General features: G+C 73.4%; 15 protein-coding genes. 11 read left to right on the top strand and 4 right to left on the bottom strand.

All coding sequences use genetic code 11. The features are described from left to right. From IEY99_RS33975 to IEY99_RS04870, 3 genes are all read right to left on the bottom strand, one after another. The coding region (locus IEY99_RS33975; RefSeq protein ID WP_229798233.1) for a putative type IV secretion/conjugal transfer ATPase at positions 1 to 3,008 on the bottom strand (3,008 nt) is incomplete at its 3' end. 43 nt (positions 3,009 to 3,051) lie between these two features. After that, positions 3,052 to 3,414: a hypothetical protein gene (locus IEY99_RS04875; protein ID WP_071805424.1), complete on the bottom strand. Its 363-nt coding sequence runs from the start codon at positions 3,412 to 3,414 to the stop codon at positions 3,052 to 3,054. 12 nt (positions 3,415 to 3,426) lie between these two features. After that, a complete protein-coding gene (locus tag IEY99_RS04870; protein ID WP_189199636.1) occupies positions 3,427 to 3,723 on the bottom strand; it encodes a hypothetical protein in 297 nt (98 codons plus the stop codon). A gap of 394 nt (positions 3,724 to 4,117) precedes the next feature. Here IEY99_RS04870 and folP point away from each other — a divergent pair, with 394 nt between their 5' ends. The 7 genes from folP to IEY99_RS04835 all read left to right on the top strand — a co-directional run bounded on the left by folP (position 4,118) and on the right by IEY99_RS04835 (position 8,625). Next, positions 4,118 to 4,933 (top strand): dihydropteroate synthase, encoded by an 816-nt coding sequence (gene folP / locus IEY99_RS04865; protein WP_189200640.1) that lies wholly within the window; start codon positions 4,118 to 4,120, stop codon positions 4,931 to 4,933. After that, complete coding sequence (gene folB, locus IEY99_RS04860; protein ID WP_189199634.1) at positions 4,930 to 5,289, top strand: dihydroneopterin aldolase; 360 nt, start codon at positions 4,930 to 4,932, stop codon at positions 5,287 to 5,289. The genes folP and folB overlap by 4 nt, the downstream gene beginning before the upstream one ends. After that, positions 5,286 to 5,813, top strand: coding sequence for a 2-amino-4-hydroxy-6-hydroxymethyldihydropteridine diphosphokinase (gene folK, locus IEY99_RS04855; protein WP_189199632.1), 528 nt, complete (start codon positions 5,286 to 5,288; stop codon positions 5,811 to 5,813). The genes folB and folK overlap by 4 nt, the downstream gene beginning before the upstream one ends. 35 nt (positions 5,814 to 5,848) lie before the next feature. Then, positions 5,849 to 6,328, top strand: a complete 480-nt coding sequence (locus IEY99_RS04850; RefSeq protein WP_189200638.1) for a DUF3180 domain-containing protein — start codon at positions 5,849 to 5,851, stop codon at positions 6,326 to 6,328. A gap of 77 nt (positions 6,329 to 6,405) precedes the next feature. After that, on the top strand, positions 6,406 to 7,662 hold the full coding sequence (locus tag IEY99_RS04845) for an ABC transporter permease (RefSeq protein ID WP_189199630.1): 1,257 nt from the start codon (positions 6,406 to 6,408) through the stop codon (positions 7,660 to 7,662). Between the two features lie 133 nt (positions 7,663 to 7,795). Next, complete coding sequence (locus IEY99_RS04840) at positions 7,796 to 8,080, top strand: hypothetical protein (RefSeq protein ID WP_189199627.1); 285 nt, start codon at positions 7,796 to 7,798, stop codon at positions 8,078 to 8,080. A 53-nt stretch (positions 8,081 to 8,133) separates the two neighbouring features. Continuing rightward, positions 8,134 to 8,625, top strand: coding sequence for a hypothetical protein (locus IEY99_RS04835; protein WP_189199625.1), 492 nt, complete (start codon positions 8,134 to 8,136; stop codon positions 8,623 to 8,625). 221 nt (positions 8,626 to 8,846) lie between these two features. On the opposite strand, the gene IEY99_RS04830 is transcribed toward IEY99_RS04835, so the two are convergent. Next, positions 8,847 to 9,860 carry an ABC transporter ATP-binding protein gene (locus IEY99_RS04830; protein WP_189199623.1) on the bottom strand — a complete coding sequence of 338 codons (1,014 nt, stop codon included), beginning with the start codon at positions 9,858 to 9,860 and terminating at the stop codon, positions 8,847 to 8,849. A 2-nt stretch (positions 9,861 to 9,862) separates the two neighbouring features. Here IEY99_RS04830 and IEY99_RS04825 point away from each other — a divergent pair, with 2 nt between their 5' ends. The 4 genes from IEY99_RS04825 to IEY99_RS04810 all read left to right on the top strand — a co-directional run bounded on the left by IEY99_RS04825 (position 9,863) and on the right by IEY99_RS04810 (position 14,018). Beyond that, positions 9,863 to 10,585, top strand: a complete 723-nt coding sequence (locus tag IEY99_RS04825) for an ABC transporter permease (RefSeq protein WP_189199621.1) — start codon at positions 9,863 to 9,865, stop codon at positions 10,583 to 10,585. Continuing rightward, a complete protein-coding gene (locus tag IEY99_RS04820) occupies positions 10,582 to 11,298 on the top strand; it encodes an ABC transporter permease (RefSeq protein WP_189199620.1) in 717 nt (238 codons plus the stop codon). Before IEY99_RS04825 ends, IEY99_RS04820 begins: the two co-directional genes overlap by 4 nt. Before the next feature lie 181 nt (positions 11,299 to 11,479). After that, the gene (locus IEY99_RS04815; RefSeq protein ID WP_189199618.1) at positions 11,480 to 12,466 is read left to right on the top strand and encodes a glycine betaine ABC transporter substrate-binding protein; all 987 of its coding nucleotides are present in this window, start codon (positions 11,480 to 11,482) and stop codon (positions 12,464 to 12,466) included. A gap of 115 nt (positions 12,467 to 12,581) precedes the next feature. Beyond that, entirely contained in the window at positions 12,582 to 14,018 is a 1,437-nt protein-coding gene (locus IEY99_RS04810) for a hypothetical protein (protein ID WP_189199616.1), read from the top strand. Positions 14,019 to 14,043: the final 25 nt, after the last annotated feature.

The raw sequence follows: 14,043 nt of genomic DNA, 5'->3' as shown, positions 1-14,043 counted from the left end.
GGGCCGGACGGGTCGAGCAGGGTCACCTGGACGCCCCGGCGGGCGTTGAGGTAGCCCAGCGCACCCATCAGCGTGGACTTGCCGCCGCCGGGTTCGGCGACGAAGACGCCGAGGCCCGAGCGTTCCCGGACCTCCATGGGGAAGTGCAGGTCGAGGAAGACGGGCCGGCGGCAGGTTCCCGCCGTACGCCCGATGAGGTCTCCCCGGCGGTCGCCGACCGTCGACGCGGCCTGGGGCAGCGCGGCGGCCAGCAGTTTCACCGGCATGCGGCGCACGTAGCCGGTGTTGGCGATGGGTTCGCCGGGGATGAACTCGCGGGCCAGCTGGTCCTGGTTCTTCGGGTGCTGCAGCGAGATGCGCAGCTCGCGGGAGTACAGCTGGATGAGCCGGCGCGCCCGTTCGAGGCATTCCTCGCGGGTGCGGCCGCCGACGGCGATGCGGTGCCAGCCGTGCGCCCGGGCGGACTCGACGGGCAGGCCGGTGGTCATCTCGTCGCCGATGACCAGGGCGCGCTTGGCGAGGCGTTCCAGCTCCGGTGGGGCGTCGATGCCGTGCTCGGCGTAGTCGAGCTGCTGGGAGCGGATCATGCGGAGCCGGTGTTCGAGGTTCTTGAACGAGCTGTTCGAACCGAGGATGTCGAGACGCGAGGAGAGCTCCATCGGCCACGGCAGCCGCTCGTGGAAGTGCATCCACGGCTCGTGCTTCTCCGGGATCTCGAGCGGTTCCATGCGCCCGACGGAGAGGACCGCCACGTGCCGTTCCTCGCCGGTCATGCGGTTGACCAGTTTGACCGTGGAACCGTACGGGGTCCGGTAGCGCTCGACCTGCTCGGTGAGCGCGAGCAGGTCGCCGCGTTCCCAGTGCCCGTGCGAGACGGGCGAGAGCGGTCCGGGCGGTGCCATGCAGAGCGCGACCGAGCGGAACAGCAGCCACTCCAGCTCCTGCGGCGTGACCCGCCGGCCGCGCATGCCGAACGCGTTGAGAACCTCGTCGAACTGCTCGACCGTACGGCCCAGCTTGCGCCGCTCGCTGTCGGAGGTGCCGCGGCCGAAGATGCGCAGGATGCGCTCGGAGAACGTGTCGCCGAGCGAGCGCCGGGCGAAGGTCACGCCGAGGTAGGTCTGTCCCTCGGCGTGGTTGACCGAGAGCAGGTGCCGCTGGGCCGCGACGAGATGGTCCGACCAGGAGGTGCCGCCGGCGACGTCGGGCAGCGGCTTAGCGGTCAGGGAGTCGACCGTGCGGGCCCACTCGTCCGCGGGGAACGGCCGGTTGGTGCGGCGCAGGTGCAGGCGGAAGCCGGCCAGGCCGGCGTACTGCTCGGAGATCGCGGAGAGCAGGGCCTCGCGCTCGGCGTCGGGACGGAAGGCCCAGCGCACCTCGGGCAGGTAGTACCACGCCGTGACGGTGCTCTGGGTGAACGTGAGGTGCCCGGCGATCTCGCTGATCTCCAGCTCGATGGCCGGGTCGCGGTCGCTGAACTTGAGCTTGTGCGGGCGCAGCGGAGCCGGCTTGACGTCCTTGGGCTTGCGGACGGCCGGCAGGTTGGCGGGCTCGTCCCGCTTGCGGAGACGCTTGCGCTTGGCGGGCGCCTTCTCGCGCCGTGGCGCGGGTGCTTTCTCCGGCATGGGCGCCAGGTCGGCGTGCCGCTCCGGCTCGGCCACCGCATCGACGGGGTACGCCCCGAGCGCACCGGCCGCGTCCGTGGGGTACGCCCCCGGCGCACCGGCCGCGTCCGTCGGGAACGGTCCCGGCGCGGTGCTCGCGTTCATCGGGTACGGCGCCCCGGTGCCGGCCGCGCCGGTCGTGTGTGGCTCCGGGGTGCCGGCCGGATTCGTCGGGTACGGCGTGGTGGCGGCTTCGGCGGGGGGTGGTCCGGACGCGCCGTCGGGGTGTACGCCGGGCGCGGTCGTCGGCAGTGGACCGCCGGACTGGTCGACCGGGTACACGCCGGGGGCCGTGGTGGCTCCGGCGGGCTGCTGCCACAGCGGCGGCGTCTGGGGTGCGGGCGTCGCGCGGATGTCGTCCGGCCAGTCGCCGAGGCCGAGGTCGGAGGCGTCGTGCTCGTCGAAGTAGTCGGCTTGCGGCCCGACCGGCGCCCGGGTGATGGACGGCCCCGGCGGATCGGCCGGCGCCCCGGAGGTGGGCAGCGCCTCCGAAGGCGACGCGAGGGTCGGCGGCTCCGGGGATGACCAGGCGGCCGGCGAAGGCGGCGGCGCGGGGGACTGCGGCGCGACGGGCGATCCTGACACCGGTCGGCCGGTAGGTGGCCCGGACACCGGATCGGCGACGGCAGACGGCCCGGTGACTGGTTCGAGATCGTCGGCGGCCGGTCCCGAGCTCGGAGCGGCCGGCCCGGAGACCGGGTCGTCCGCGGGTGGTCCCGAGGCCGGCTGCGCGGACACCGGCTGCGCGGACACCGGCTGAGCGGACACCGGCTGAGCGGACACCGGCTGAGCGGACACCGGCTGAGCGGACACCGGCTGAGCGGACACCGGCTGAGCGGACACCGGCTGCGCGGACACCGGCTGGGCCGAGACCGGCTGCGCGGAGACCGGCTGCGCGGAGACCGGCTGAGCGGAGACCGGCTGGGCCGAGACCGGCTCGGCGGAAAGAGGTCCGGCCGGGGCCGGGTGGGCCTCCGGCGGCGGAGGGGTGGAGCGGCGGGCGTCTTCGCCGTCGAAGTCGAAGTCGAAGCCGAAGTCGAAGTCGGCGTCCGGGTCGTCCGGCGGCGGCTCGACCGGCGGGGACTGCCGCGGCGTCGTGCCGCCGAACAGATCCAGGAACGGCGAGTCGATGTCCATCGGGTCGACCGGCGGCGGGGTGCCGTTGGTGCGTGGGCGGATCGGTTGGGGGGCCTGGAAGACGGCTACCGCGCCGTGTCCCGGCCCCGGCACCTGCTCCGGCGCGGCGTCCTCCGGAGAGTAGTCCGTCGAGCGCGTACCGTTACTCGGCCTGCCCGCCGGGGACGACTCCGCGCGGGGATGCCCGGGCGGTGGGGAAGCGGTCATCCGACGACCCCGTTCGGGCATGCGGCTGGAGGGGCGAGACTGGTCATACCAACTCCTCCCGTACCCGGATGCGCGTGGCGACTAGTCGGGGGTCTCGCTGCTCGACGGCCGGTTCGCGGGTGCGCTTCCAGTCGGTGAGCGCGGTGCGGATGACCATCCGGGCCGGCCGGTCGGGGTCGACGTGCCGGAAGACGTAGGACGTCGTCACCATGGCCAGTGCGATCTCCCACGCGGGGAACGCGTCGAATTCCCACGTGATGAGGTAGTGCAGGAACACGAAGACCGGAACGAGCACGACGAACATCCCGTACTGCGCGTACGGAAGGTGCATGGGCAGGGTGTATCCGGGCGGACCCAGGTAGACCAGGCGGGCCCGGTAGATGTCGTCGTCGGTGCGCAGCCGCATGGGAGCTCGGCCTCAGCTGAAGATCAGGTTGATGAGGTAGTCGCCGACGAAGAACAGGGTCGCGGCGCCCGCGATGAAGGCCAGGCCGACGATCGCGATCGCGCTGCTGGTCAGCACCTTGGAGATCTCGCCGCGGCTGGCCCGGCCGATGAAGATGACGCCGAGCACGGCCAGCAGGATCGGGGCGATGTTGCTGGCGAAGAAGGAGACGACGCCCTCGGTGTTGATGCCCTTGGGCTCGGGGGCGGCAAGGGTGGCGCCATGGTGCATTGCCGTCGCGACCCGCGCGGCGAGCTCTGTGGCGATCATCGGTAAACCTCCCGGGCGCCCGGCGTGAGGGTGCCGGACACGCTGCAGTTGTTAAGCCTGGTGGCAACGCCCATATGGTGCTACTTCCCGCTCACCACGTCGAGTGCGCGGAGTCGGTGCTCGAGGGCACTGCTGTCCTACCCACGCCCGTCTGCTCTCTTCGGTTCATTAATGATGCCTAGCTCCGAAGCGTACGGGCCGTACTTCTTACCTACAACCTGCCTGATTCGTTACCCAAGTCAAAAGCGTGATTGAACGTGACTCATTCCCGATCGTACATGTGTTCGAAGGTGGTATGCCCGGTACCGTCCTGCGAGTGAGTGAGCCGACCGGTAGCGCAACGACCCGGCAGGTCGCGGGCGACCTGCTGCTTCATCAAGATCACCCGGTCGTGATGGGTGTCCTGAACGTCACGCCGGACTCGTTCTCCGACGGCGGGCGATACGCCGGTCTGGAGGCGGCTGTCGCGCACGGCGTCGCCCTGCATGGTGCGGGAGCCGACATCATCGACATCGGCGGGGAATCCACCCGTCCGGGCGCCGATCGGGTCGATGCGCCGACCGAGATCGCCCGGGTGCTGCCGGTGATCCGGGAGCTGGTCGCGGCCGGCGTGCCGCTCAGCGTCGACACCACCCGCGCCGCGGTCGCCGCCGCCGCGCTGGAGGCGGGCGCCACGATCGTGAACGACGTCTCCGGCGGCCTGGCCGACCCCGGCATGGCCGCGGTCGTCGCCGAGGCCGGCTGCCCGTGGATCCTGATGCACTGGCGGGGCCACTCCCGCCACATGCAGGACCTCGCCGTGTACGCCGACGTCGTCGCCGAGGTCCGCGACGAACTCCGGCAACGTGTGGACGCCGCGGTCGCCGCCGGGGTGGACCCCGGCCGGTTGATCCTCGACCCCGGCCTCGGCTTCGCCAAGCGGCCGGAGCACAACTGGGCCCTGAGCGCCCGCCTCGACCAGCTGACCGCCCTCGGCCACCCGGTGCTGTTCGCCGCCTCGCGCAAGACCTACCTCGGCCGGCTGCTCGCGGACGCCGGCGGCGAGCCGCGCCCGGTGGACCAGCGGGAGTCGGCGACGATCGCGACGTCCGTCCTGGCGGTGGCGGCGGGGGCCTGGGGCGTGCGGGTGCACGACGTCCGCGCCACCGTGGACGCGCTGGCCGTCTGGCGGGCCACCGGAAGCCCCCGCCTGGAGAGGACACACCCATGACCGACCGGATCTCGCTGCGCGGGCTTCGCGTACGCGGCAATCACGGCGTCTTCGACTTCGAACGCCGCGACGGCCAGGACTTCGTCGTCGACGTGGAGCTGGAGCTCGACCTGGCTCCCGCGGCCGGCAGCGACCACGTCGACGACACCGTGCACTACGGGGAGCTGGCCGAGCGCCTCGTCCAGGTGGTGGCCGGCGAGCCGGTGAACCTGATCGAGACCCTGGCCGACCGGCTCGTCGCCGTGTGCCTGGCCGACGACCGGGTGGCCGCGGCCACGGTCACCGTGCACAAGCCCCAGGCGCCCATCCCGCACGAGTTCGCCGACGTGGCCGTCACCCTCCGGCGTACCCGATGACCCGGGCCGTCCTGTCGATCGGCGGCAACCTCGGCGACCGGTACGCGCATCTGCGAGGCGCCGTCGAGGGACTGGGCGAGAGCGTCGTCCTCGTCTCGGGGGTGTACGAGACGCCACCGTGGGGTGACACCGCACAGCCGCCGTACCTGAACGCGGTCGTGCTGGCCGTCGACCCGGCGGCGGACGCGCGCGCCTGGCTGGAGAAGGCCCGGGCGCTCGAGGCCGGAGCCGGGCGGGTCCGCGATCCCGGGCGCCGGTTCGGCCCGCGCACGCTCGACGTGGACGTCATCGCGGTCTGGTCGGACGACGGCGAGCCCGTGGTCAGCGCCGATCCGGAGCTGACGCTGCCGCACCCGCGCGTGCACGAGCGGGCCTTCGTGCTGAAGCCGTGGCTCGACATCCAGCCGTACGCGCAGCTTCCCGGCCACGGATGGGTGACCGATCTGCTCAACCTGCCGGCGCTCGCCGCCGACGCGAACGCGATGACCCCCCGGCCGGATCTGACGTTAGAGTCGGCAGGGTGAGTAGCGTTCCCGGGGGCGCGGCGCCCGATCCGTCGATGCGGCCGACCAGCCTCTCGGCCTTGGTGATCGCCGGGCTGGCCGCCGCCGCGGCCGGCTGGCTGCTGCTCAGTTCCTTCTACGCGCGGATGCCCCGGCTGCCCTGGCTGCCGATCATCGTGCTGGCCACCCTGGCGATCGCCGAGGCGGTCCTGGCGCAGAACACCAGCGCCCGCATCGAGCACAAGCCCGGTGCGCCGCGGGTCGACCCGCTCGCGGTCGCCCGCTACGCGGTCCTCGCCAAGGCGTCCTCGCTGGCCGGGGCGATCTTCGCCGGGTTCTCCGCCGGCCTGCTGGCCTGGCTCGCCCTCGAGCCGACCAAGGCCGCGACCGACGACGTGCCGGCCGCCATCGGCGGGGTCGTGGCGTCGCTCGCGCTCGTCGGTGCGGCGCTGTGGCTGGAACGCGCCTGCCGGGTGCCCGACGAGCCGGACCGCAAGGACGGGGACGAATCGGGCAGGCGCGCCGGACATCCCTGAGCTGACCTCGCCCCAAGGCTTGAACTCGGGCCCCCTGGCTTCCGTATGCTGAGCCGCGGCGGAGGAGGTGGACGAGAATGGCCTACGACGAGACCCCGTACCGTCGCAACGCCGGCGACGCGCAGACGCCGGGCGGTCCGGCGGCATACCGGACCGGCTCGGCGGCCACCGACTCCCGCGACTGGCGCCGGGACACGGCGGCGGACGACGACCCCGGGGCCCGGGTCACCGAGCCGTTGCCCGATTCCGGCCGCCGCGGCGACGCCGGGCGCGACCGGCTCGGCGTCCACATCGGCTGGGAGATCGTGCTGCTGCTGGCGGTCGCCGCCGTCGCCTTCCTCCTCTACCGGTTCGACTCCTCCGCCCTGCGCCGCCCCGCGCTCGACACGCTGCTCATCTCGGGTGCCGCGATCGGGCTGCTCGCCCTCGGGGCGGGGATCACGCTGCGTGCCGGCGTACCGAATCTGGCGGTCGGCCCGATCGCGCTCGCCGCGGCGCTGCACTTCGCCGAGAACGGCGACGACGGTCTGGTCAAGGCGGTGGTCCCGGCGCTGGTGATCGCGGCCGCCGGCGGCCTGGTGGCCGCGATCCTCGTGCTCGTGCTGCACGTGCCGGGGTGGCTCACCTCGCTGGCCGCGGCCCTGGGCGTCATCGTGTACGACCAGCTGCGCACCGCCCCGGTCCCGGTCCAGCGCACCTACGACCTCTCCGACCAGGCGTTCTACCTCTTCGGCGGCTTCGCCCTGGTGGCCGTGATCGGCGGCGCGCTGGGCACCGTCCAGCCGATCCGGCGGATGGTCGGCCGGATGCGCCCGGTCGGCGACCCGGCCGGCCGGCGCGGCGGCGCGGCGGTGCTGCCGGTCGTGGCCGCGCTGATCGTGTCGTCGGCGTTCGCGGTCGGCGCCGGCACCCTGCTCGCCGCCCGGTCGACGGCGCCCATCGCGCCCGGCACCGGACTGGAGTGGACCGGCGTCGCCTTCGGGGTGGCACTGCTGGCCGGCACGAGCGCGTACGGCCGCCGCGGCGGCATCTTCGGCACCCTGCTCGCGACGGCCGGGCTGACGCTGTTCCTCGACTACGCCGACCGGCGCGACTTCGACATCGCCCTGTTCGCGATCGGCGCCGCCACGGTCGGCGCCGGCCTGCTGGTGACGCGGCTGGTGGAGACGTACGGACGGCCGCTGCCGCCGGCCGGCGTCGACGAGGACTGGAACGGCACCCCGGAGACCGGCGAGTGGTCGCCGGCCGTACCGGAGACCTGGTCGTCGACCACGTCGGCGCAGAGCCGCTCGACCGAGCAGTGGGACCTCGGCCCGTGGGGCGGCGGGCGCTGACCGGACGTGCGGCGGCTGACCGGCCGTGCCGCGACTGATACGGCCCTGTGCGGCGGCTGATGCGGCCCTGTGCGGCGGTGCTGATGGCGTGACCGGCACCGCGGCGCCCGGTTTGCGGTCCTATGCTGGCGTCATGACCGATGCCACCTTCGCCGAGCTGGACGCCCTGCCGACCGAGGAGCTGCGCGAGCGGGCCTTCGCGCGGGCACGGGAGCGTCGCGACCTGGGCTTCTTCTGGTCGGTGTTCAAGCACCTGCCCGACTCGGACGACGCCGCCGCCCTGGACGGCGCGCCGCACACGGTGGGTCCCACGATCGACGAGGCCGTGGCGCTGTGGCGGGAGCTGACCGGCCACGGGTACGGCGAGCAGGAGCCGCTGCTGCGGGCCGCCTTCATCGACTATCTGCAGAAGCACTGACGCATCAACCGGCGTCGTTTGAAAAAGGGCGCCCGCTGGGAACTAGCGGGCTCATGGCTCTCACCAACCGCTACAGATCCGCGCCGGGTGCGGGCACGCTGGCCGCGCTCATCCTGGTCCTGGTCTTCGGCAGCCCCTGGTACGCCGACTGGGCCGCCGGCAACACCGACCCGAACACGGCCGGAGGCTGGTGGCTGCGCCTGCTCGCGTGGCCGCACTGGCGCTTCGACTCCGACGACTCCCTGCGCTCGATCGTCATCGCCGACCTCAGGGCGATCCTGGTCGTGGTGCTGACGCTGCTCTTCCTCTACCTGCTGCCCGGCTCGCAGCTGGCCCGGGCCCGCGGGACGATCAGCCAGTTCTTCGCCGGCTGGGCGTCCTACGTCTTCGCGGGTGGCTTCGCCGCCCTGCTCACCGCCCTGTTCCTGGCCAACCCGTCGCTGCTCGGCGCGTTCCGCGCGGCCGGCGAGGGCGCCGCCTACGGCCTCTTCGTCGGCTGGATCGTCGGCCTGGCCACCCTCGGCGGCCGCCGCGGCACCCGCTGACCAGCCCCCGCCCGGGTCGCCGCACCCCGCCAGGGGACCCCTGCCCGGGTCACCGCGGTACCCGCCAGGCGGCAGATCGCTTCGCCGGACACACACCCGCTCGGCGGCCGCCCCCCAGGCCGCCGCGGCGCCCGCCGGTTCCCCCGCCCGGCGGGCGGCAGCCCGGACCGTGCCGGGTCCGGGCTGCGGTGTCCGCTCACCGTCCGGCCCGCGGTGTCCGCTCAGGTCCGGGCCGCGGCCGCCCGATTCGGTACGTCGAACAGCAACGACCGCGAGATGGTCCCCACCGGCGTCCCGTCCTCCATGGCCACCACGTTCAGCGCGTCGCTGGTCAGCATCACCGACAGGGCGTCGTAGAGCGTGCCGCCCGCGTCGACGGTCGGCAGCCGCTCGATGTCCTCGATCTGACCCAGCGGGCGCATCGAGTCGCGCACCCTGGTGACGGCGAGCCGGCGGACGCCCCGGTCGTTGCCGACGAACTCGCCGACCGCCGCCGACGCCGGCTCGCTCAGCAGCTCGGCCGGCGACGCGTACTGCAGCAGCCGGCCGCCCTCGGCCAGGACCGCGATCCGGTCGCCCAGCCGTACGGCCTCGTCGATGTCGTGGGTGACCAGCACGATGGTCTTGCGGACCGTGGCCTGCAGCCGGAGGAACTCCTCCTGCAGCCGGCCGCGGACGATCGGGTCGACCGCGGAGAACGGCTCGTCCATGAGCAGCACCCGCGGATCCGCGGCGAGCGCCCGGGCCACCCCGACCCGCTGGCGCTGGCCTCCCGAGAGCTCGTGCGGGTAGCGGCCGCCGTACCGGGCGGGGTCCAGGCCGACGAGCTCGAGCAGCTCCTCCGCGCGCTCCCGGGTCTTCTTCCGGCTCCAGCCCAGCAGCCGGGGCACGGTGCCGACGTTGGCGCGGATCGTCTGGTGCGGGAAGAGTCCCACGTTCTGGATCACGTACCCGATGTGCCGGCGCAACTCGACCGGGTCCTGCGCCGCGATGTCCTCGCCGTCGATGAGGACCCGGCCCTTCGACGGCTCGATCAGCCGGTTCAGCATCCGCAGCACGGTCGACTTGCCGCAGCCGGACGGCCCGATGAGGACGGCGAGCTCGCCGGCCCGTACCTGCAGGCTGATGTCGCCGACCGCCACCGTGCCGTCGGGATAGACCTTTCCCACGTTCTCGAGCGTGATAGACGCCGCGGTCCGGCCCGCGCCGGAGTCCTCGATCGCGGTAGCGTCCACGTATGTCCTTCCTGTCGAGGGCCCCGGCGCCCGCGTGGCCCCTGGCCGCCCCCGCTGACGAGGGTCCGGGCAATCCGTGGTTCTCCTGGCGCTATGTCCACGACAACGCGGACGACATCCTCTCCGCCGTGCAGTACCACGCGGGTCTCACCGCGCGCGCGGTGATCATCGCGTTGGTCGTCGCCCTGCCGCTCGCGGTCGTCGCCTACTGGTGGCGACCGCTGACCGGGCCGATTCTCGCACTCTCGGGCGTCCTCTACACGATTCCGTCGCTCGCGCTTCTCGCCCTGGTCGCGCCGGCGGTGGGCACCACGAGCGACACGTCGATCATGATCGCCCTGGTCCTGTACGCCCTGCTCGTGCTCGTCCGCAACGCCCTGACCGGGCTGACCCAGGTCCCGGCCGAGGTGCGGGACGCCGCGGCCGGCATGGGCTACGGCCGGCTCGGGCGCCTGCTGCGGATCGAGCTGCCCCTGGCCCTGCCGGGCATCCTCACCGGCCTGCGCCTGGCGACGGTCTCCACCGTGGCGCTGGTGACGGTCGGCTCGCTGATCGGCAAGGGCGGCCTCGGCGAGATGATCCTCGGCGGCTTCCGGAACAACTTCTACAAGGCCGAGATCATGACCGGCACGATCCTCTGCGTCGGCCTCGCCCTCGTCCTCGACCTCGTGCTGGCCGGGCTGGGCCGCCTGCTGACGCCCTGGAGCAGGGAGCGGCGCGCGTGAACTACTTCCGCGAGGGCTTCATCTGGCTCAACGACCCCCTGAACTGGACCAACCCCGACGGTTTGCTGGCGCGGCTCCAGGAGCACCTGCTCATCAGCGGCTGGGCGCTGCTGCTGGGCTGCGCCGTCGGCTGGCCGCTCGGCATCTGGCTCGGCCACCGCGGCCGCGGCGGGGCAGCGGTCGTCACCGTCGCCAACCTCACCCTGGCCGTCCCGACGCTGGCCCTGCTGACCATCCTGCCGCTCACCCCGCTCGGTTTCGGCAAGCCGCCGGTGGTGGTGGCGCTCGCGGTCTTCGCCGTGCCCCCGTTGCTGGCCAACGCGTACACCGGGTTGCGGCAGATCGACCCGGAAACCCGCGACGCGGCCCGGGGCATGGGCCTGTCCGGCGGTCAGTTGCTGCGGCGGGTGGAGTTGCCGCTGGCCGTGCCGTACCTCGCTGCCGGACTGCGTACGGCGGCGGTGCAGGTCGTCGCGACGGCCGCCCTGGCGGCGTTCGTGAACGGCGGCGGGCTGGGCCAGATCATCGCCGCCGGGTTCGGCGTCGGGATGAGCAACGGCGGCGGCGGGCAGATCGTCGCGGGCGGCATCGTGGTCGCGCTGCTGGCGCTGGTGGTCGAGGCCCTGCTGGCGGGCGTGCAACGTCTCGTCACCCCGCCGGCCCTGCGCGGGCAGCGGCACCGCCGGCCGACCGCCGCCGCTCCAGCGGGGTAACGAATGGGCAACGCAGGACGCCGGGCGGCATAGGTTGTCATACCCCCGGGTTAGGAACGGAGGTGCCGTTCCTGCGCCAGGACCGGCCAGCTCAACCGAAGATGCGGGCATCGGAAATTCGACCGCCCGTCGGACACGCGGCGCGGCCGGCCGGTCGCGCCGGGACACAGAAGGCGGCAGTATGCGTCGACACCTGCTCCTGACGGCCGGCACCTTCCTGACCGCCGCCGTCATCCTCACCGGCTGCGGCGAGTCCGGCTCGTCCGGCACCGCGGCACCGCCCAGCTCCGCGTCCGGCGCCGGGTGCGCCCCGGCCGCCGGTGGCACGCTCGTGGTGCTCACCGACGACAAGAACCTGCAGAACACCGACAACATCGTCCCGGCGATCCACGCCAAGTCCTCGTCGCCTCAGCTCGTCGCGGCGCTGGACAAGGTCTCCGCGGCCCTCGACACCACCAAGCTGATCGAGCTCAACAAGGCCGTCGACGTGGACCGCAAGTCGGCCAAGACGGTGGCCCAGGAGTTCGCCACCGCCAACAACCTGACCGCCGGCATCGCCAAGGGCCCCGGCGGGGACCTGACCGTCGGCGCCGCGAACTTCGCCGAGAGCAAGACGCTCGGCGAGCTCTACAACATCGTGCTGACCGCCGCCGGCTACACCGTCAAGGTCCAGCAGATCGGCAACCGCGAGCTGTACGAGCCCGACCTCGAGAAGGGCGCGATCGACGTGGTGCCGGAGTACGCCGCCAGCCTGGCGACCTTCCTGGCCGGAAAGAACGCCCCGGATCCGTCCTCGCCGGACCTGGACACGACGATGGCCAACCTGAAGGCGCTGGGCGAGAAGGCCGGCCTCGTCTTCGGCACGCCGTCGTCCGCGCAGAACCAGAACGCCTTCGCCGTCACCGACGCCTTCGCCACCAAGTACGGCGTCAAGACGCTGTCCGACCTCGCCGCCAAGTGCTCGGGCGTGGCCACCGTCCTCGGTGGTCCGCCGGAGTGCCCGCAGCGGCCGAAGTGCCAGCCGGGCCTCGCCACGACGTACAACTTCCAGGCCGGCAAGTTCAGCTCGCTGGACGCCGGCGGCCCGCAGACCAAGGGCGCCCTCAAGCAGGGCGAGATCAGCGTCGGCCTGGTGTTCAGCTCGGACGGTGCCCTGGCGGCCGGCTGATCTGCAGTCCCGTCCGCCGGGCTTCGCGCTCGGCGGGCGGGACGACGCCACTTTCGGTGTGCAGCGGTGTCTGCCCGTTCCGCGTGGGGTGCCGCTCTCGGTAGCATCTGCGACCATGCCTGACCGGGATCCCGATATGCGCCACCGCGACCCTCTCCCGCGCGCGCTGATCTGGGGCGGCATCGGCCTGGCCCCGCTGGCGGCGGTCGTCGTGCTCTCCGGCGGTGCCGGCGGCTCGGTGAAGTTCGCGGTTCTGCTGGTCGCGCTGTGCGTGCTGATGCTCGGCACGTCCCTGCTCCTCCGCGGCGAACCGGCGGCCGACGCCGGCGAGGTGGTGACCACAAAGGTGGAAGCGCTGCGCCGCGAGCTCCGCGACGAGGTGCGCAGGGCCGCCGCCCGCCCGCCCGTCGCGCCCGAGGGATCCGGCGTGGACGGTCGTGCGCCACTCGGCGTGACGGCGGTAACGGCACGTCGCGTGAGCGCCTCCGCCTCGGTGTCCCCGCCCGTGGCCGGCGCGGTCCCTCCGCCGCCCGTCGCCACGGCAACCGTTCCCGGCGCGGCGCCTCTTGCGCCGGTCGCCACGGCGACCGTTCCCGGCGCGGCCCCTCTTGCGCCGGTCGCCTCGGCAACCGTTCCCGGCGCGGCGCCTCTCGCGCCGGTCGCCTCGGCCACCGTCGCCGGGGCGGCTCCGGTTGCGACGGCTGCCGTGGCCGGGATGGCGCCTCTGCCGCCGAAGCCCGCGTCGGCGGTCGTCAGCGCGGCGGCGGTCATCGGAGCCGCGGCGCCTCACCGGCAGCGGGGTGCGGCCTCGGTTCCGGCGCCCCGGACGGGATCGTTCCGCGACCATCTTCCGCACGCCGCCGCTCCCGAACGCCGGTCCCGGCGGCGGCACGCGGCCCCGGACACCGGCACGGACATCGCCGGCTCGGGTTCGGTCACCGGCCCCGGTCACGGCTCCGACGCCGAGCCGGCCTGGTCCCGGACCGCCGGGGACGGTTTCGAGCCGGACGTACGCTGGTCCCGTTCCGGACAGGCTTGGCCCGGCCATTCCACTGAGGAGCCGGGCGGGCCGGCGGGCGCCTACGGCCTCACCACCGGCACCTTCGGCTCCCCGGCGGACGAGGCCGCGGCGCCGGGCGGCTACGACCACGGCTACCCGGCAGAAATCTACGACAACGACGGCGCGGGATACGGCACGAGCTACGGCGACGGCGGCGCAAGCTACGGCAACGGGGATGTGGGCTACGGCGACGGCGGCGCGGGCTTCGGCCATGGAAATGCGGGTTACGGCGACGGCGGCGTGAGCTACGACGACGGGAATGCGGGCTACGGCGACGGCGGCGTGAGCTACGACGACGGGAGTGCCGGCTACGACGACGGGAGCGCGAGCTACGACCGGGGCAGCGGGAGCTACCGCGGTGGGGCGGGCTACCGGGATGGTGGCGTCGGCTACGGCGGGGCGGGCCACGGCTACGGGCGGGTGGGCGGTAACGCCGACGGCCTCGGCCGGCGCTACGTCCCGGACAACGATCGGCGCCGCCGCGGCTGGTGATCCACGGGCGTCCCCCGCGCTGCGG

This window comes from Couchioplanes azureus (assembly GCF_014648355.1).
Lineage (GTDB): Bacteria > Actinomycetota > Actinomycetes > Mycobacteriales > Micromonosporaceae > Actinoplanes > Actinoplanes azureus.
The sequence above is the reverse complement of the archived record's forward strand: the minus strand, read 5'-3'. Positions and strand labels throughout refer to the sequence as shown.